Genomic DNA, 18996 nt, shown 5'->3' on the forward strand with positions numbered 1-18996 from the left:
ACAGTTTCAACAAAACACAGTGAAACAGGCCGTGAAAAGCCCAAAACCCAACCAAAACAAAACCACCCACACACAAACACACAACCAACAAAAGCCATGCGCCAGTGCGTGAACTGGCAATCCTAAAATTACTAGACAAACCATACGGTTCATCCAAAACAGCCGCCCCCACATCCGACGAGGAAGAACAGGGACGACAAAAAATATATTTCCAATCAGTCACACACGACCAACCAGCACAGTGACACCCCATCAATAGGTTCAGGCACCACCGACCAGCACACACCACACACAAACACGTGCAGGCATCAAGATCGCACACAACCAACCAAAAAACATTGGCACACTATCGAGTTCTCACACAACACACGCACACCCAAACACACCCGAAACCAATCGGACCTGCTTGAAGTAGCTTGGACGACCCTACACACCCACCACCACACCAAGCAAATCACTTGATACTCAGTGAAAGTGTTTCAGATCCCTGCCAACGATTGTTTTCCTACCGCCATCTCACCAAACCACACTGTCCGGCGGGGCGTTGTCGGTCACGCTGACTCACATAAAGCTACACACCAACCACCAACAACACAAACCCCCAGCACAAACACGGTTTCTAGCTATCTCCGCCAACGCTAGACATGCTGCGAATGTTGTCGTGGGTGAGGTTGATCTTGCCTGCGATGTAGAGCGCCATGAACACGCAGCCTACGAGCGCGACAGCAGCGGAAACGATAAGCAGTCCAAGTGGGACTCGCCCCGCAGCTTCCTCGAATCGCAGGAGGTCACGCACGCCGAACCAGAGTAAGAATCCTGCCGCCGGAAAGAGTGCCTTGGCTTTGGAGACGGTGCCTGCGGCGAATACTCCGAACGCCACAACTGTCACTGCCACCAGGATGAACATCTCCGGTTGAACATCGACGTGGTCAATGGGCAATAGAATGCTTCCGGCGCTTGCAATCACGCCGAGAATTGCTCCCGCACCCACACTGACTGCAAGCACGTGCACTGCCCACGCCTTTCGGGTGAATCCGTACGAATGCGCGACCAGTGGGCTCAGACCACTCATCACTGTCTCGGTGCCGAGCCACATGAAGAAGAACAGCACGGGCAAAGCTGCGACGATGGAAGAAAACGTATCGTTTTCGATGAAACCGGCAAGATAGATTGCCAGTGAGAGCCCGGCACCGGCAATGGCGGCGCCCAACAGCGTCGGCCACCACATAGCTTGGACCAGCAGCGAACCAGACGGCCGGATATGCGTGGACTCCACTTCGCCGTAACGCGCCTGATCACCGACAGCATCGTGGGTGGCTACGAACAACACTCCGCAGGTGGCTGCGATGAGCGCACCGGTTACCCCCTTCATGCCGGGCACAAAGAGAAGGTAGATCAATGCTGCGGCAATAACGACCGGCGCCGTCACCATGAGTAGCTGGCTGCGCGCTCTAGCCGCATTCATCCCCAACGCCCGGAAGATGTTCTTTTCTGGGTATAGGCCGTCCAGCAGGGTCAACGAGCCGATGAGACTACCTCCCACCACTGACGTCCAGCTGCCCACCCAGGCTCCACCGATGAGAAAGATGAACGCGATGGGCAGGAGCAGCAGGCGCCACCGTGACCCTGCCTTGAACTGGTGCCAGAAGAATGGGGCATCAAGGGCTGTCATCGTTACAGCCATGGTTAGCTCACCTCCAGGAGAGACTCGATAACGTCGCCGAGGTCGGCAGGCGCGGTGCGCGCCGAAAGGCCTGTGGCGCTTGTGGCGGGGAGGAGGGCGCGGGACCCGGCGTCGGTGCGTCGATAAGCGAGCGCGTGCTCGGGCTTGTCAAAGGAGCCGGTCGCCACGACGTAATCGTCGGCCTCCTCTGCGAGAATGTGCGCGGCGATGCGGCCGTCGCGGCCAAGAATGATCGCGGAATCGAGGAGCTTGGCGGCGTCCTCAATGTGGTGCGTTGCCATGATGAACGTTCGGCCATTCCCGGAAAGCTCGAGCAAATGGCGGTAGAAGACGTCGGTGTTGTGGATGTCGAGGCCGACGTAGGGTTCGTCGAGAAGCGTGAGCTCTGCGCCCGACGCGAGACCGACGATGTTGCCGACCATTGCTCGCTGACCACGCGACAGCTGGCTGTACGCCGTCGTCATTGCGTCGTCGAGAGCAAAATCAGCCACAAGATCGTCGGCGATTCCGCGATCCCACCCCGGGTACCGCAACTGCGCGCCGGTAAGGATGTCGCGGACGGACCATGCGCCCGGGTAGGCGACATCGACACCGGTCAGGGAGACGCGGTCCATGACGGTCGCGTTGTCGAACGGTTTCTGGTTGAAGACATCGAGCTCGCCATCAGAGGGCTTGAGCTGGCCGGCGATGAGCGAGAGCAGAGTGGACTTGCCCACGCCATTGCGGCCGAGCAGGCCGTGGATGCCGCCGGATTCTATCGCGAGGTCGAGCCGGTCCAGTACCGTCTCCCCGCCGAAGGTTTTTGTCAGTTCCTGTGCGATTATCACTTGTACATTCCTCTACTTTCTGCAACGCGGTCAATAAGGTCGTGGAGAGTGGGTAGGTCGTGGCCGAGGCGAAGTGCTTCGTCGATAAGCGGGGCGATGTACGCGCCCGCAAACTCCGCTTGGCGCTGCGCGAGGATGCGTTCGCGCGCGTCGGGCGTGACAAACATGCCGATCCCGCGCCGTTTTTCCAGCACCCCGCCATCCACAAGGAGCGTGAGCCCTTTGCGCGCGGTCGCGGGGTTGATCTCATGGAACGCCGCCAGCTCGTTGGTGCTCGGTGCGCGGGCCCCGGCCTCTAGGTGGCCATCCACTATCTGGTCTTGAATAAGGCGTGCGATCTGCATGAACAGCGGCTCTGTGTCGTTGCCCATCGCAACCTCCGGTTCGTCGGTTAGTTAGTGGTGTAGCTAACCGTACAACTATCGGGACAGAATGGCAACGGCTCCCATCAAGCAATTCCTGAATTCACAGATTCGTGCAGGTAGACGGCGCGCATCTGACAAGCTCATCCAAGTTAAGGCAGACTGGATACCGACAAAAGTTATTAGCTACATGAATAGATACGGATTTAGGAGCCATGCTTGAGCGCACAGTCGTTTTCGTTGATACGTCATATTTACTTGCGAGTTTCTACAACTCGTGGGAAACAGGCGCGAGATCACAATTAGAAATTGACCTCCCCGAGGTCGTTGCCAACCTCGGGACCATGATTACCCAGCAACTACACCAACCCATCCACCGCCAGTTCTGGTACGACGGCATCCCAGACTCTGGCCCCCACCGCTACCAGCGCGCTCTACGCACGTGCGACGGCGTGCAGTTGCGCACCGGCCAACTCATCGAATGGGGCGAGCGGCGCACCCAAAAAGGCGTGGACACCCGCCTTGTCGCCGACATCGTGGCCAACGCCATGCGCGGCCAGTACAGCGACTTCGTGCTGGTCAGCGGCGATGCCGACATGATCCCCGGCGTCGAGGAAGCTACCAACGCAGGCGTCCGCATGCACCTCTACGGCTTTGGCTGGGACTCTATGTCCTCAGCTCTGCGCCACGCGTGCGACTCCACCACCATCCTCGATCCGCGCGAGGATTTCGCCGAAGCAATGCAGCTCCAGGTGCTCGAGGGCCCGCTTCCACCGACCATTCGCGAGCGCCCGCTTGTCGACGCGATCGACGAGACCGACACCCAAGACGGCATGTGCGGCGTTCCCCGCCCCGACGGCGAACAGCCTCTTTCTTCCCACGTCGCGCAGGCGGAGGCGGATGCCGCCGCTGAGGAACTCGCGCAGCAAAAGGTGGAGCAGGCAGACCACGCCGAACCTGAACAGAAGCCCGAGCAGGGGCGCGGCAAGCGCGAGGCTGCCCACGAGTCAACGGACCACGTGGCACCCAACCCCTGCCCCACACCTGGCCCGCCATCGCCAGCCCAACTAGCAGCCAGCTCGCCGAAACCCTCGATGATGGCGCCGCGCCGGAAACTGCGCTCCCGCTACGTTCCGCTGCCGGAAGAAGTATGGACCTCCTCCGGGTTCCAAACCCCGTTCGATGTGGGCCAGCAGTACGCAACGTGGTGGTTCGACAATGCCGCCTCTTCCGAGCAGCGCGACAAAGCGCACATTCTCTCGGGAGGCGGCCTTCCCCCCGAAATCGACAGGCCGCTGCTGCAGTTCGCCTGCGAAACCCTTCATGAGTACACGCTCAGCGAGAGCCAGCGCGTCAACCTGCGAGACGGCTTCCACTCCGGGATCCGCGGAGTGCTGATCAACATCCGCCGGACCCAGAGCTAAGCACTCACTAGCGGTTGTCGGCCTCTTCCGCGTTGAGCGGAGCTTGTGGGGCTTCATCGTCGAAACGCTCGAGGGCCTCTTCGTGTTGCTCCGCATCATCGCTTGCAGCAGCCTGGGCCGACCCCTGGGTCAGCTCGCCAGCGGACTCTGCCTGCATCGACGCGCGGATCTCCGCAAGCTTGGATGATGCAGCGACATCGGTCTGGCCGGACTCGATCTCAGCCATCGCGGCACTCGCACCAGATTCAGCCAGTTCCTGCTGGCCGAGTGCCGTAGCGTAGCGCTTCTCAATCTTCTCGCGCACCCCATCCAACGTGGGTACGTTGTCGTTCTGGCTGAACTGCCCCATGGTGTCCATCGTCTGGGCAGTGTGCTCCTGCATCTTGGCCTGGTCGACCTGCTGGCGCAGGCGGTTGACCTCATTCATCTGCTCTTGCAGGCGGGCCTCGGACTGCTTCTGCTGCTGCTCGGCCTGTGCGGCCGCTTGCTCTGCGGCGCCGTACTGCGTGGTCAGCCCCTCGAGCTCCTGCTCCGTAGCCACCAGCTGAGCTGCGAGCGTCTCTGCGGTTGTGTTGAACTGTTGGGCCTTGGCGGTGTCACCCTCAGCGGTTGCCTGGTCAGCCATCTGCAACGCAGTCTTGGTCTTGTCCTGCAAAGACGCCTGCTGTTCGCGGACACGACCCAGCTTGATCTCCAGCTGCTTCTTCTGGCCAATGATCTCCGCGGCCTGCTGCGTGATAGCGCGGTGCTGCTCTCTAGCGGCGTTCGCAGCCTGTTCGATCTGGACCTTCGGGTCGGCGTTCTCATCGATCGCCGTGTCGAAGGATTGCATCAGGTAGTTCCAGCCCTTGCTGAACGGGTTAGCCATGGTGATTCCTTAGATTTTCGTCGGGAAAGTGTGCCCCGAGTCTACGCGAACGGTTCCCGGCTCACCCGGGCACGAAAAACCGCCCGGCCGTCTGCGGCGCGGGCGGTGTGACGGGAAGCCGTCGAAAAGCGACTAGCCCTCAGTCTTTTCGTTCTGCTCTGCGATGTCAGCGCGGACCTGCTCCATGTCAACGTCGCGCACAGCCTGGATGAACTCCTCCAGCCCAGCCGGCGGCATAGCGCCGGGGGTCTGCCCCAGCAAGATGCCCTCGCGGAACGCGAAGAGCGTCGGAATCGCCTGGATCTGCAGCGCAGAGGAAAGACCCTGGTTAGCCTCGGTGTCCAGCTTGGCAAAGGTCACGTCCTCGTGCTTCTCAGACGCAGCCTCGAAAGTCGGGGCGAACGCCTTGCACGGGCCACACCAGTCAGCCCACGCATCAACGATCACAATGTCGTTGTTCTCGACGGTCTCGGTGAACGTGTCCTCGGTTACATTGATGGTGCTCATTTTTATTCTCCTGAGTCTGCTCTAGTAACGTCTGTCGATGAGTACAACCTTATCAAGGGCGCGGACATTCCCCGCGAGCGAGAAAAGGAGCAAGCGTGACCAAGAACTACCGGTTCGAGGGCCCGACAGACACCAATTCCGTGGATACTCTGCAAGCTGAAGTGAGCCAGGTGCTGGGCACCCAAGGCGTCGACATCAATGCAGAAACAAAGGTCATGCGGGTCACAGGCGAAGGCTTCACCGACGAACAGATCGAGTACGCCGTCGAGTACGCAGGCTTTTCGCTTATCGACGCTTAATGCCAACCGTCCTACCATGGGAACCGTAAGAACAACCGAGTTCCTTTTTGGAAGGTGACTACTCCCATGGCACAGACATTCACCGTAGAAGGCATGACCTGCGAACACTGCGAAATGAGCGTGTCCGAAGAGGTCAGCGAAGTCGCCGGCGTGACCAGCGCAACCGCCGACCACAAAGCTGGCACCGTGACCGTTGAGGGCGAAGGCTTCGACCGCGACGCCGTCGCTGCCGCTGTTGCAGAGGCTGGTTACAAGCTGGTCTAGAGGCCCCCGCGGTATCCCTTGCGGAAAAGTTGACAAACTCGACACTGGTTTAACCGGCGAAAACTCGCCAACCTGCACGTTCAGGTCTAGAGCGAAATCGGGTTTGTCAACTTTTCTGCATTTGGACCGCTCTGGTGAGGTGCACCACGTTGCGCGCCTCTCGGAATATCTTCCCTTACCTCGCCGTTCCATAGGGTGAGAAAGGTTCAAGCCGCGCTACCCGGGAGGAGATACATCTACAGTGAGCGCCCCCGCACCCGCCCCCACACCACAGACAAGCACCAACTATTTGGAGCACCTCGAACTGGGTGTGACCGGGATGACCTGCACCTCGTGCTCCAACCGCATCCAACGCAAGCTGAACAAGCTTGACGGGGTGGAAGCCAACGTCAACTACTCCACTGAGACGGCGACGGTCGACTACGATCCGTCCAAAACTGACCGCGAGCAGCTCATCCAGGTTGTCAAAGACGCCGGGTACGACGCATTCGCGCTCGGCGGCGGCAGCGGCGATACCGCGGGCTCCGAAGGTACAGCCGACGGCGACGCTTCCGACACCGACCGCATTGAAGCCGCCCGCGAAGCTGAAGCAAGCGACCTCAAGTGGAAAGTCATCTGGTCAGCGATTCTCGCCGTGCCGGTGACGGTAATCTCGATGGTCCCGGCCCTCCAGTTCACGAACTGGCAGTGGCTCGTTTTCACGCTCACCACCTTGATCTACATCAATGGCGGCGCGCCGTTCCACAAGGCGACAATCGCGAACCTGCGCCACGGTGCCGTCACCATGGACACCCTGATCACCCTGGGCACGACGGCAGCGTACCTGTGGTCAGTGTGGGCGCTGTTCATCGGCAACGCCGGCGAACCCGGAATGACGATGGACATGAGCCTCTCCCCCGGTGCGAACGCTGGTCATGCGATGGATGAGATCTACCTGGAAACCATCGCCGTGGTGATCACGTTCTTGCTGCTGGGAAGGTGGTTCGAAACCAAGGCGAAGGGACGCAGCTCTGAAGCTCTGCGTGACCTCGCGACAATGGGCGCCAAAGACGCCGCTGTTATCCGTGACGGCCAAGAGATCCGCGTACCCACCTCCGAGATCGCTGTCGGTGACCGTTTCGTGGTCCGCCCCGGTGAGAAGATCGCCACGGACGGCATCGTGATCGACGGTGTATCCGCCGTGGATAACTCGATGATCACCGGCGAGTCCGTGCCTGTCGACGTCGCTCCCGGCGACACCGTCACGGGCGCCACGGTCAACCAGACTGGCCGCCTCATCGTCGAGGCCACGCGGGTGGGTTCCGAAACCACCCTGTCGCGGATGAGCGAACTGGTGCGGCAGGCGCAGGCAGGGCAAGCGCCCGTCGAAAAGCTTGTGGACCGTATTTCCCGCATTTTCGTCCCGACCGTCATCGTGGTTGCGCTGATCACGCTGGCCGTGCACATGGCGATCGGCCACGACGCGCCGGCGGCATTCTCCGCCGCAGTCGCCGTGCTCATCATCGCGTGCCCGTGCGCGCTCGGCCTGGCTACGCCCACGGCGATCCTCGTCGGCACCGGACGCGGCGCACAAATGGGTCTGCTGATCAAGGGCCCGGAAATCCTCGAGTCGACCCGGCGCGTGGACACGATTGTGCTGGACAAGACCGGCACCGTCACCACCGGTGAAATGGCGGTCGACGCCGTCGCGCCTGAATCCGGTTTCACCGAAGAGCAGGTCCTGTCGCTCGCCGCCGCTGTCGAGGCCGGCTCCGAGCACCCCATTGCACGCGCCATCGTCGCCGCCGCAGACGGCGACATCCCCGAGGCGACAGATTTCAGCAACGAGGCCGGCCAGGGCGTCCGCGCGCTTATCGACGGCACCTCCGTCACCATCGGCCGCGGCCGCGGACCCGAGGCGGAAGCCTTCGAGGCTGACGGCGCCACGGCTGTCACCGTGACCGTGGACGGCTCCCCCGCCGGCACGATCGCTGTGCGCGACACCGTCAAAGACACCTCTGCACAAGCCATTGAGGACTTGCGCGAGCTGGGGCTCACCCCGCACCTGCTCACCGGTGACAACGAAGGGGCTGCCCGCGCGGCAGCTACTGCGGTCTGCATCGATGCGGATAATGTCACGGCGGGGGTGCTGCCGGAGGACAAGGTGCGTGTCGTCGAAAAGCTGCAGGCAGAGGGCAACACTGTCGCGATGGTCGGCGACGGCGTGAACGATGCCGCTGCCTTGGCCACCGCGGACTTGGGCCTAGCCATGGGGTCGGGCACGGACGTGGCCATTGAGGCCGCCGACATCACCCTCATGGGCGGCGACCTGCGCTCTGCGGCAGACGCGATCCGCTTGTCGCGGCGCACCCTGAGCATCATCAAGGGCAACCTGTTCTGGGCTTTCGCCTACAACGTGCTGCTCATCCCGGTGGCGGCCATCGGCCTGCTCAACCCCATGTTCGCCGGCATCGCCATGGCGTTCAGCTCAGTGTTCGTGGTGAGCAACTCGCTACGGCTCAACCGGTTCACTTCGGTCAGCGAGCGCTAGAAAAGTGAATTTAAAGTAGTTGACCTGCCCGGGCAGGAGCTATGCTCACTGCCCATGGACAATACTCTGACCCGCAACGAGCGTCTCGACCGTCTCCCGGTCACTTCCCAGCACCGTCGGCTGCTCGTCGGCTCGGGCGTGGGCTGGGCGCTCGACGCGATGGACGTCGGCCTTGTGTCGTTCATCATCGCCGCGCTCGCCGTGCACTGGGACCTGGATAAGGGCACGACGTCATGGATCGCGTCGATTGGTTTCATCGGAATGGCCATCGGGGCATCTCTAGGCGGGCTGCTCGCGGACAAGATCGGGCGCAGGCAGGTCTTTGCGGCCACTTTGCTGGTCTACGGCTTAGCGACGGGTGCCTCCGCCCTCGCCTGGTCTGTCAGCTCCCTCATGGTGTTCCGGTTCCTCGTCGGCCTCGGCCTGGGTGCGGAGCTACCCGTGGCGTCCACCTTGGTCAGCGAGTTCGCGCCCCGTAAGAGCCGCGGGCGAATGGTCGTATTGCTCGAAGCGTTTTGGGCCGTGGGGTGGATCATGGCGGCCGTGATCGGAACCTTCGTAGTCAGCCAGGGTGACACCGGGTGGCGCTGGGGATTCGCCCTCGGATCTGTACCCGCACTCTATGCCATCTACGTGCGCATGGGCTTGCCCGAGTCAGTGCGGTTCCTTGAATCGAAAGGCCGCCACGATGAAGCCGAGGAGATCGTGCGGACCTTTGAGGCCGCCGCCGACACCTCTGAGATCGACCACTCCCCGCCCGGCGACCCAGAGCCGGAGGTCAGCGGCGGGATATGGGGGCCAGCGATGCGCAAGCGCACTGCCGCGTTCTGGCTCGTGTGGTTCGGGGTGTCGCTGTCGTACTACGGCGCGTTCATCTGGATTCCGTCGCTGCTGGTGGACCAAGGTTTCACCCTGGTGCGGTCGTTCACGTTCACCCTCATCATCACTATCGCGCAGCTTCCCGGTTATGCCGCGGCCGCGTGGCTTATTGAAGTCTGGGGCCGCCGCATCACTCTATCGGTCTTCCTCGCCGGGTCTGCTGGCGCCGCCGTTTTGTATGGTTTGGCAGGGGCTCCGTGGCAGATCATTGCCGCCGGCTGCTTACTGTCCTTTTTCAACCTGGGTGCGTGGGGTGCCCTCTACGCGATCGGTCCGGAGCTCTACCCAACCTCGATCCGCGCTACGGGCACAGGTGCCGGTGCGTCGTTCGGGCGAATCGGGTCGATCATCGCGCCTCTCATTGTGCCTCCGGTGCTCAGCTTCGGCGGGCCCACGGCTGTGTTCGGGGTGTTCGCAGCGGCCTTCGCCGTGGCGTGCATCGCTGCGCTCACCCTGCCCGAACAGCGCGGGAAAGTGCTGTCTTAACCGGCTTAACCCCGCGCCATGTTGACGAAGCGCGAGTAGTGCAACTGGTGCGCCACCGCGATCGTGTCGATCGGGCCACCACGGTGCTTAGCGATGATGATGTCCGCCTCACCCGCACGCTCGTTGTCGCGGTCCTGGGAGTCCGGACGGTACAGCAGCATGACAATGTCCGCGTCCTGCTCCAATGAACCCGATTCACGCAGGTCCGCCAACTGCGGGCGCTTGTCGGTGCGTGACTCCGGGCCACGGTTGAGCTGGGAGATGGCGATGACGGGCACTTCTAGCTCCTTGGCCAGCAACTTCAGCTGGCGGGAGAACTCGGAGACCTCTTGCTGGCGGGATTCGACCTTGCGGCCCGAACTCATCAGCTGCATATAGTCCAGCACCACGAGGTCTAGGCCGTGCTGCTGCTTGAGGCGGCGGGCTTTAGAGCGGATCTCCATCATCGTCAGGTTCGGAGAATCATCGACGAAGATCGGCGCCTGCTGGATCTCGCGGAGGCGTTTGGTGAGCTTCTCCCAGTCAGACTCCTCCATCTGGCCCGAACGCATCGCGGAGAGCTTGATCTCGGTCTCTGCAGACAGCAGGCGCATCACAATCTCGGAGGCGCTCATTTCCAGCGAGAAGATCACCGAGGTCAGGTCGTTGTGGATCGAGCACGACCGCACGAAATCCAGGGCGAGGGTCGACTTACCCACACCAGGACGGGCCGCGATAATGATCATCTGACCAGCATGGAGGCCGTTGGTCAGCCGGTCGAGATCGAGGAAGCCCGTTGGCACGCCGGCAGCGAGGCCGCCGTCTTTTTCATAAGCAGCAAGCTCGTCGACAGTAGGCTTGAGCAGCTCAGCGAGTGCCTGGTAGTCCTCCCCCGTCTTGGTCTGCGCGACGGCGAAGATCTCCTGTTGCGCGCGATCCACCAGAGCCTCGATCTCCATGCCCTCGCCGCCGTCGTAGCCGAGCTGGGCAACACGTGTTCCCGCGTCCACAAGCTGGCGCAACGTGGACTTCTCGGCAACTATGTCTGCGTAGTAGCGCGCGTTGGCAGAGGTGGGAACCTCGGAGATCAAGGTGTGCAGGTACGGCGCTCCCCCAGCACGCTCGAGCTGTCCCATCCGGTCAAGACGGCCGGAGACAATGAGGACGTCAATCTGCGAGCCTTGGGAGTACAGGTCCAGAATCGCCTGATAAATCAGTTGGTGGGCCGGGAAGTAGAAGTCCTCCTCCCGCAGCTCCTCAATCACATCGGTGACGGTATTGGGGCTGAGCAGCATCGCACCAATCACACCCTGCTCGGCTTTCCGGTCATGCGGGGGCTGGCGGTACTCGCTCAAGTCCTCGCGCTCAGACGTGAAGCCGCGGCCGTTGCGACGGTTGCTCCTGTACCCGCCGCCGTCCTCCGGCTCAGGCGGCGGAGGAACAAGGTCCTCAAACCGGTCGTCGAAGCTGTCCCCTCCAGCGACATTGCCTGCAGTCATCGTGAACTCCCTCCAGTCATCGAAGTGATGCTACCCCGCCGGGGCACGAGCGGACCACTCTTGTGGACTCATCACGCTGGAGTTATCCACAGGTCCTTGTGGAATAAGCCCGTTATTCCCTGATTCGTGACCCACATGCCTCCCACGGCTGTGGAATCTCTGTGGAATATTCAGTTACTTTTTCACAGATTCGCCCATCGTGACTGCTTAACCCCGATACATTCCGCGTCATGCGTCTTCCACGAACAGTGAATAACTCGACCACCAGCACATTTGACAAGGTAACCAAAGTGCTATAAACCGCTCTCCTCCGCGTAAATTTCTCTCATTGGACTGGACTTTTCCACTAGTTATCCACAGGCAGTGTGGACACCAGATTGTTATGCGGCGCTTGATTGCTGGAACCACCTGCTATTGTGCTGCTATGACCTCCCGTTTTTCCCGTTTCCGCCGCGCGGTAATCTCCGCGATGGCCACAGTGGTCGCCGTTGCGTGCGGCGTTGCCCCCGCCTCCGCAGCACCGGTTTATGCCGGCGATAAGATCGAGATCCATTACAGTAACGGGGCTAAAGCACTGTGCTCCCTCAACTCCGTGGCGCACCGGGACGGCGCGAAGTACGGGATCACGGCCGGGCATTGCCTCATGCCCATCGATGGTGGCCGTCCTATCCGTGTCTACTCATCCGACGGCGCAGTCATTGCCTCCAACATGGCGGATTCCGGGTATGTCTTCGATCAGGGCGGCCTGAACGTCGGGTTGAAGGGCTTCACATCCGACTCGTTCCGTGACTACAGCTGGTTCCGCCTCGACCCGCACGTTACTGATGCCGGCAAGACGCGCGGTGGGAACCTCACGTTGGGGCTCGACTCTGGCATGGACCACAACCTCACACAGTTCGCTCGGTCCATTAACCCGGATCGCGCCATCGGTGGACGCCTTCCGGTCAGCGCCGTGGCACCGGGCCAGATTGTCTGCAAGGATGGCGCGCGCTCTAGCAGGACCTGCGGTCCTGTGGTGTCCACCAACGTTCACACTGGTGAGATCGTGGCTCTCCTGCTGAACTTCACGGGCGATTCCGGTGCCCCGGTGTGGATCACCGGCCGCGACGGCCGCGCCTACATTGTGGGAGTCATCTCCGGCGGTGTTGGGCCGTTTGAGCTGATTGACGCCTCGCTGCCACTCCCAGCCGGGCTGCGCTAACCCGCGCACAAACAGAAACAAAGCAAGAAGAAGAAGGGCGCGGGCCCCACTCCTCACAAGCGGGGCCCGCGCCCTTCGTGCTGTTGTCGTTGGATTGCTTGTTATAGAGCAATCGCCGTTAGGCGTGTGTTACGCGCCCACGACCTCGAAGTTCACCTTGCCCTCCACGTCATCGTGGAGCTTGACCTTGACCTGGTAGCCGCCGGTGCTGGTGACCAGCCCCTTCGGCATGTCAACGCGGCGCTTGTCCAGCGCCGGGCCGCCTGCAGCCTCAACGGCATCGACGATGTCGGCCGGCTTGACCGAACCGAAGATCTTGCCGTTCTCAGCGGTGCGCACCTTCACGGTGACGCCCTGCAGCTGGTCGAGCTGGTCGCGCAGCTCCTTAGCGTGGTCCAGGTCGCGCACGGAACGCTGCTCCTGTGCGCGCTTGATGTCCTCAATCTGCTTCTCAGCGCCGCGGGAGGCCGGGATGGCCAGGCCGCGCGGAAGCAGAAGGTTACGTCCGTAGCCGTCCTTGACCTCGACAATATCGCCGGGCTCACCAAGGTTCTCAACGGCAGCGGTGAGGATCAGCTTCATAATCCTTACCTTTCGTTTGAAAGTTGATGTTTGTCGATTGCTTTAGAACGGGGGCTCATCGTCCATGTCGCCGAAACCGCCGGCGGGGGGAGCAGAATTCCACGGATCATTCGCGGGCTGGTTGTTGGACTGGCTGTTCTGGCCGCCCTGGTTGCCCTGGGAGTTACCAAAGCCACCGGTGTTCTGGGCGTTCTGGCCGCCCTGGGAGTTACCAAAGCTTCCGCCCTGGTTGCCGCCGAAGCCGCCGCCACCCTGGTTCCCGCCCTCACGCGGGTTACGGTTGACGCTGGCGCTGGCGTAGCGCAGGGACGGGCCGACTTCGTCGACCTCGACCTCGAACACGGTGCGGTTTTCACCTTCGCGGTTCTGGTAAGAACGCTGCTTGAGGCGGCCGTTGACGATCACGCGCATGCCCTTTGTCAGGGACTCAGCGACGTTCTCGGCGACGCTCCGCCACACGTTGCAGGTGAGGAACAAAGCTTCGCCGTCTTCCCACTGGTTCGTGTCCCTGTTGTAGGTACGCGGAGTGGATGCAATGCGGAAGTTGGCTACTGCCAAGCCCTGCGGGGTGAACCGCAGTTCAGGGTCCGCAACCAAGTTGCCAACGACGGTGATAGGAGTGTCGCCTTGTGCCATGTTCTTTCGTCCTTACCTTGAAACCTTGAATGAATGAGCGGGAATGGGTTGTCCTTGCACGAACCAGTCTATAGTCCGCCCCGGACACAAACCCTGAGCTGGGATTACCCGTTCACGTTCGGCGCTTACTTGCTATCGGTGCGCAGAACCTTGGTTCGCATAATGGTGTCGTTCAGGTTCAGACGGCGGTCGAGCTCCTGGACGGTCTCGGCTGCGCAGTCGAGGTTGACTACGACGTAGACGCCTTCTTCCTTCTTGTCGATGGGGTATGCAAGACGGCGCTTGCCCCATACATCGACGTTTTCCACCTTGCCGTTATCCTGGCGGACAATATCGAGGAACTTGTCCAGGGACGGGGCAACGGTGCGCTCATCCTGACTCGGGTCGAGAATGATCATTACTTCGTAGTGACGCACGGACCTCATCACCTCCTATGGTCGTTTCTATGGTTTCGGCCACCGTCCTTTAACGGTGGCAGGAGGGTCGTTGCGTCAAGCAACCTCACCAGCGTACCCCAGCAGCTCACCGCGAAGAAATCAGAATGCGGCGTATCTGCGGCGCTAACTAGTCGTCTTTGTCTACGTCGAGGACCAGACCCTGGGGGTCGATATCGATGTCGATCTCACCGGAGGCGATTTCCCAGAACCCGTCGTCTTCCCACCTGGTCTCCACACCGGGCTCATTATCGTTGGCGGCGGCGAGGGCACGCTCGACATCAGCTGCGCTGAGGCCTTCGTCAGCCATTTCAGACTCCGCCTCTGGGGTGTAACCAGTCACTTCCTTCGGCAGTTCACGACCAGCAGCGTCGTCACCATCATCGGCATCGTCTGCGTCGTCTGCGTCGTCCGCGTCATCATCGCCGGCTACGTCGTCTTGCTGAACTTGATCGTCGCCTTCGGTCTCAACCTCTTCGGCCACCGTGGATTCGGCTCCGGCGTCGGTACCGGTGGTGCCGTCGTCCGTCTCACCGCACGCAGTGAGCGCGGAGAGGGACAAAGCGGAGGCAGCGATGGCAGCGGAAACCCTCTTAATGTTCATGGTTTCCACCCTACAGAAGGTTTCTGGCAGTTAACTGCCAGCGTTGGGCGCTGCGATGAACACCGCCAGGAAGACCGGCACGAACGTCATGAAGATGAACGCCGCGAGACCTAAGGCGACAGAGAGCGCCATCGGCTTCTTCTTCACGACTGCGAAGAAACACCCTGCAAAGAGTCCGAACCCGATGAAGATCGAGCAGATTCCGAGGATTGTTGCGGTTCCCACGTCTTTTTCGCCTCCTCCCAGTCCGCGGGTGTGGTCAGCAGCGGGTCGCACCCGAAGTGGGCGTCGCGCACCTTGTCGCGGCGGCGACCGTACATCTGCATGACGGTGAGCACCATGATCGCGATGATCAGACCGTCGCGCGTGACCACAATGAGGTTGAGCATCCCACCGGGCAACCCGAGGTTGTCGGTGCCCATCATGTGCCACATGAGGATCGGCCAGACCAACATGTCCACCGTCATCCACGACAGCAACAGGCGCCAGTGGGGGAGTGCGAGCACTGCCGGAATGACAAGCCACAGCGAGTACTGGGGGCTCCACACCTTATTGAACAGCAGAAAGAAGCCAACGATGAGCACGAACAGTTCCGCGACGCGCGGAGTCTGTGGTGCCATTAATCCCGCGACGAGAACGAATAGACAGCCTGCTAGGAAAAGCACGAGGGTGACCGCGTTGAGGATCACCGGCGCGCCGTCGCCGGAATCGAAGCCGTTCCACCCGAAGGCGCGGGAGGCCACGGCGTAGATCGTGGTCCACTCCCAGCCGCGCTCGGTGTTCAGGCGCTGGAACTCGTGCCAGGCGTCGTAGTTGTACAGCATGATTGGCACGTTGACTACCAGCCACGACACCACCGTGGCTACCAGCATCTGCACGAACGGCATGGCCTTCTTCTTGCGTAGCGCAATGACCAGGTAGGCACCCAGCAGGAACAGCGGCCACATCTTGAACGCCGTGCCCAGCCCGATGAGCACTCCCGCGAGCCAGAACTTCTTGTTCCGGGCGGCCAGCAAGGCCCCGACCATGAACGCGATGGAGGGAATGTCCCAGTTGGTGAAGGCGTGCATGATGAGCAGGGGAGAGGCCACCACCAACATGGTGTCCCAAATGCGGTTACCTGCCAGCTCGGCCACCATGCGGGCGGTGAAGACCCAGATGACCGCCATGACGAATGCGGTGACGTAGAAGTACCAACCGGAATCCGGCAGTGCCCAGCTGACCAGGGGATAGGTGTTGCGAGAGAGCCAGCCCATCGCGCCTTGAAACAGTCCGCCCAGTACCGGGTACTCCATGTACCGGGTGAGGTCGCCTTCCTGCCAGGAGTAGTCGTAAACGAATCCTGGCTGGTCAAGGCCGCGCCCGCCGTAGAGGGGAACGATGTCGTTGTAGCAGAAAGAGGTGTATTGGCGGTTGCCGTCCCAGTTGAGTTGCAGGGAGCCGTCGACAAGCTTGCCGCGCGCACAGTTGGACTTGCTCAGTGCACCGAGCGCCATGAAAACCCAGGCCACCGACATGATGGCACGCAGGGGTGTCCACCAACGGCCACGGCCAATCTGCGCGAAACGGCCCATGGGGCCGCCCAAGGTTTCCACGACCCCGCGCGCAACCGGCTCCGTTTTTCCGGGTTGCACGCGGTCAGCGGCGTTCGCCCACACAGCGCGACGCTTATCGACGCTCACCTCGCCCCCCTTACTGGACCAGTTCGTCGAGAATCTCACCCAAGCTCGGCGGTGGCTCCGGTGCCGGTTCTGGCGCTTGCGGCGGGGCCGGGGCCGGTGCCGGGGCAGGCGGCGGGGCCGATGCCGCCGGGGCTTGTGGCTCGGGTGCAGCGGACCGCTGCTGCGAAGGCTGGCTGTAGTTGTACGAGGTATCCTGGCTGGAGTAGCCCTTTTGTCCGCCGTAGGTGCCGCCGGAGTAGGGGTCAACTCCCCAGTTGATTGGCTTGGCGTCGGGGAACTGGCCGTATTCTTTGCCGTCGAGCGCGCCGTCGAGCACGCCCTTCCAAATCTGGGCAGGGGCCTGCGCACCGAACATCGTGCCGCCGTAAGAGTTGTAGATGGCCGTGGTGTTGTCGGCTGTACCAACCCACACCGCGACGGAGAGTTCTGGGGTGCCGCCGACCATCCAGGCGTCCTTGGACAGGCCAGTGTTGCCCAGCTGGACGGTACCGGTCTTTGCCGCCGACGGGCGGCCGCCGGCCAGGGCCGCGTGGGACCAGCCAGCGACCGGCTGCATCGCCTGGACGACGTTGTCTGCCACCTGGGAGTTCACGCGGCGTTCTTTGTACTCCGGATCAAACTCGTAGAGCACTTCGCCATCGGCGGAGGTGACTTGCTGGACGAAGTGCGTCGGGTGCCACACACCACGGTTAATCAGAGTGGACACACCCGTGGCCATGTCCAGAACGCGGGACTGGTACTGGCCCAGAATGATGCCGTCGAGTGGTTGCTCACCGTGCTCGGTCAACGTTTCCGGGACATTCGGCAGCTGGCGGGCGACACCCAGCGCGTGCGCCATTTCCTTGGTGTCGTTGGTGGTGTCGTCCAGGTCGGACTGAATGCGGATGAAAGAGGTGTTGTAGGAGTTCTTCAGCGCGTCAGCCATGGAGGTCATGCCGCCGCCACCGCCACCGGAGTTGGTGATGTAGGCGCTACCGACGGTGACGGGGGAGGAGTCGTACGGCGCCGACAGCGGGATGCCCTGCTGCAGCGCAGCCGCAAGACCGAAGATCTTGAATGTCGAACCGGTCTGCAGGCCAGCGTCGGCATAGTCCCAACCGGATGGATCGTCGCCACCATAGTAGCCGCGCACTTCACCGTTCTTCGGGTCGATCGCCACGACACCGGTACGGGCATCCTCCTGCAGCGTCGCCATTTGCGTCTCAGCCGTATCGAGGATCTGCTGCTGGACATGCGGGTCGATGGTGGTCTTGATCTGCAGGCCGCGGTTGGTCACGTCCGCCTCAGAAATACCGATCTGCTCGAGCTCCCTGATCACCTGGTTCTTGATCAGACCGTTCGGGCCGGTGGCCTCCGTGTAGGCGGAGTACGTCTCCGGGTCGCGCGTGTCCGGGAACTGGGCCCCGGCGCGTTCGTCCGCGCTGAGCCAGCCCTGATCCACCATGCCGTCGAGCACGTAGTCCCAGCGGTTCTGCGCCTCGTCCGGGTTGTTCCACGGGTCAAGCTGGCTGGGCAGCTGAATCAGGCCAGCAAGCAAAGCGCCCTCTTCGACCGACAGTTCTGCGGCTGGTTTGCTGAAGTAGGCGTGGGCGGCGGCTTCAATACCGTAGGCGTTGCGGCCGAAGTAAATGGTGTTCAGGTACCCGGTGAGGATCTCTTCCTTGGACCAGTTCCTGGTCATCTTGATGGAGTAGACCAGCTCATTGAACTTACGGGTATAAGAACGCTCATTACCCACGATGGTGTTCTTGACGTACTGCTGGGTGATTGTTGAACCACCACCAGCAGAGTCATTACCCGTCAGCTGGCCGAGCAAGGCGCGGCCGAAACCGGTGAAGGAGAATCCGGAGTTGTCCCAGAAGTCGCGGTCCTCAGCGGCGAAGACAGCGTTCTGCACATGCTCCGGCACTTGGTCCAACGCGATCTGCTCACGGTTGCCTTCCGGCGGGACAAGGCGGGCCAGCTCTTTCTGGCCGTCGTTGTAGAAGATGGTGGAGATCTGGGGGGTGTCAATCTCGCCCGGCTGAGGCAGGTCCGCCTTGGCGTAGTTGACACCGAAGATCGTCAGCGGCACAAGCAGAAGCAACACAACGGCCAACGCCAGGGCTGCCAGCCACTGCCCGCGGCGACGCTTCTTCTTGGTCACACGGGTGCTGGAGTCTTTCTCGGACGGCTTCGTGCCCGTCTTAGCGCCGGCCTTACTACTCGCCTTATCTGCCGTCGCCTTATCGGCCGACATCTTCTGCGTC

At 61.6% G+C, this 18996-nt stretch carries 19 protein-coding genes; 6 read left to right on the forward strand and 13 right to left on the reverse strand.

From position 1 onward, the window contains the following. The 4 genes from KBX18_RS01655 to KBX18_RS01670 form a co-directional block, all read right to left on the reverse strand. Positions 1–223, reverse strand: a 223-nt coding sequence (locus KBX18_RS01655; protein WP_255994579.1) for a hypothetical protein, incomplete at its 3' end; no start/stop codon positions are given. A gap of 396 nt (positions 224–619) precedes the next feature. Continuing rightward, positions 620–1684: a hypothetical protein gene (locus KBX18_RS01660; protein WP_255994580.1), complete on the reverse strand. Its 1065-nt coding sequence runs from the start codon at positions 1682–1684 to the stop codon at positions 620–622. A gap of 2 nt (positions 1685–1686) precedes the next feature. Beyond that, the gene (locus tag KBX18_RS01665) at positions 1687–2511 is read right to left on the reverse strand and encodes an ABC transporter ATP-binding protein (protein ID WP_255994581.1); all 825 of its coding nucleotides are present in this window, start codon (positions 2509–2511) and stop codon (positions 1687–1689) included. Continuing rightward, positions 2508–2882 carry a GntR family transcriptional regulator gene (locus tag KBX18_RS01670; protein ID WP_255994582.1) on the reverse strand — a complete coding sequence of 125 codons (375 nt, stop codon included), beginning with the start codon at positions 2880–2882 and terminating at the stop codon, positions 2508–2510. Before KBX18_RS01670 ends, KBX18_RS01665 begins: the two co-directional genes overlap by 4 nt. A gap of 206 nt (positions 2883–3088) precedes the next feature. On the opposite strand from KBX18_RS01670, the gene KBX18_RS01675 reads away from it, so the two are divergent. Continuing rightward, positions 3089–4297, forward strand: coding sequence for an NYN domain-containing protein (locus KBX18_RS01675; protein ID WP_255994583.1), 1209 nt, complete (start codon positions 3089–3091; stop codon positions 4295–4297). 7 nt (positions 4298–4304) lie between these two features. Here KBX18_RS01675 and KBX18_RS01680 read toward each other — a convergent pair whose 3' ends face one another. Next, positions 4305–5165, reverse strand: a complete 861-nt coding sequence (locus KBX18_RS01680; RefSeq protein WP_005287902.1) for a PspA/IM30 family protein — start codon at positions 5163–5165, stop codon at positions 4305–4307. A 132-nt stretch (positions 5166–5297) separates the two neighbouring features. Then, positions 5298–5672, reverse strand: coding sequence for a co-chaperone YbbN (locus KBX18_RS01685; RefSeq protein WP_255994584.1), 375 nt, complete (start codon positions 5670–5672; stop codon positions 5298–5300). Between the two features lie 95 nt (positions 5673–5767). On the opposite strand from KBX18_RS01685, the gene KBX18_RS01690 reads away from it, so the two are divergent. The 4 genes from KBX18_RS01690 (at position 5768) to KBX18_RS01705 (ending at position 10130) form a co-directional block, all read left to right on the forward strand. Beyond that, on the forward strand, positions 5768–5971 hold the full coding sequence (locus KBX18_RS01690; RefSeq protein WP_005287897.1) for a hypothetical protein: 204 nt from the start codon (positions 5768–5770) through the stop codon (positions 5969–5971). A gap of 66 nt (positions 5972–6037) precedes the next feature. Beyond that, entirely contained in the window at positions 6038–6235 is a 198-nt protein-coding gene (locus KBX18_RS01695) for a heavy-metal-associated domain-containing protein (RefSeq protein WP_255994586.1), read from the forward strand. Positions 6236–6554: 319 nt separating this feature from the next. Continuing rightward, positions 6555–8765, forward strand: coding sequence for a cation-translocating P-type ATPase (locus KBX18_RS01700; RefSeq protein WP_255994736.1), 2211 nt, complete (start codon positions 6555–6557; stop codon positions 8763–8765). Positions 8766–8819: 54 nt separating this feature from the next. Beyond that, positions 8820–10130, forward strand: coding sequence for an MFS transporter (locus KBX18_RS01705; protein ID WP_255994588.1), 1311 nt, complete (start codon positions 8820–8822; stop codon positions 10128–10130). Positions 10131–10135: 5 nt separating this feature from the next. Here KBX18_RS01705 and dnaB read toward each other — a convergent pair whose 3' ends face one another. Then, positions 10136–11608, reverse strand: a complete 1473-nt coding sequence (gene dnaB / locus KBX18_RS01710) for a replicative DNA helicase (RefSeq protein ID WP_005287885.1) — start codon at positions 11606–11608, stop codon at positions 10136–10138. Positions 11609–12032: 424 nt separating this feature from the next. On the opposite strand from dnaB, the gene KBX18_RS01715 reads away from it, so the two are divergent. After that, positions 12033–12809, forward strand: coding sequence for a hypothetical protein (locus KBX18_RS01715; protein ID WP_005287883.1), 777 nt, complete (start codon positions 12033–12035; stop codon positions 12807–12809). A gap of 129 nt (positions 12810–12938) precedes the next feature. On the opposite strand, the gene rplI is transcribed toward KBX18_RS01715, so the two are convergent. From rplI to KBX18_RS01745, 6 genes are all read right to left on the reverse strand, one after another. Then, positions 12939–13391, reverse strand: coding sequence for a 50S ribosomal protein L9 (rplI, locus tag KBX18_RS01720; RefSeq protein ID WP_255994589.1), 453 nt, complete (start codon positions 13389–13391; stop codon positions 12939–12941). A gap of 42 nt (positions 13392–13433) precedes the next feature. Beyond that, positions 13434–14027 carry a single-stranded DNA-binding protein gene (locus tag KBX18_RS01725; protein WP_255994590.1) on the reverse strand — a complete coding sequence of 198 codons (594 nt, stop codon included), beginning with the start codon at positions 14025–14027 and terminating at the stop codon, positions 13434–13436. Positions 14028–14152: 125 nt separating this feature from the next. Further along, positions 14153–14443 carry a 30S ribosomal protein S6 gene (rpsF, locus tag KBX18_RS01730; RefSeq protein WP_198002210.1) on the reverse strand — a complete coding sequence of 97 codons (291 nt, stop codon included), beginning with the start codon at positions 14441–14443 and terminating at the stop codon, positions 14153–14155. A 148-nt stretch (positions 14444–14591) separates the two neighbouring features. Beyond that, entirely contained in the window at positions 14592–15065 is a 474-nt protein-coding gene (locus tag KBX18_RS01735) for a hypothetical protein (protein ID WP_156774794.1), read from the reverse strand. Between the two features lie 143 nt (positions 15066–15208). Continuing rightward, positions 15209–16747: a glycosyltransferase 87 family protein gene (locus KBX18_RS01740; RefSeq protein WP_255994591.1), complete on the reverse strand. Its 1539-nt coding sequence runs from the start codon at positions 16745–16747 to the stop codon at positions 15209–15211. A gap of 10 nt (positions 16748–16757) precedes the next feature. Further along, positions 16758–18986, reverse strand: a complete 2229-nt coding sequence (locus tag KBX18_RS01745) for a transglycosylase domain-containing protein (protein WP_370686988.1) — start codon at positions 18984–18986, stop codon at positions 16758–16760. Between the last annotated feature and the right edge of the window lie 10 nt (positions 18987–18996).

Source organism: Corynebacterium sp. CCUG 69979, assembly GCF_024454095.1.
Classification (GTDB): domain Bacteria; phylum Actinomycetota; class Actinomycetes; order Mycobacteriales; family Mycobacteriaceae; genus Corynebacterium; species Corynebacterium genitalium.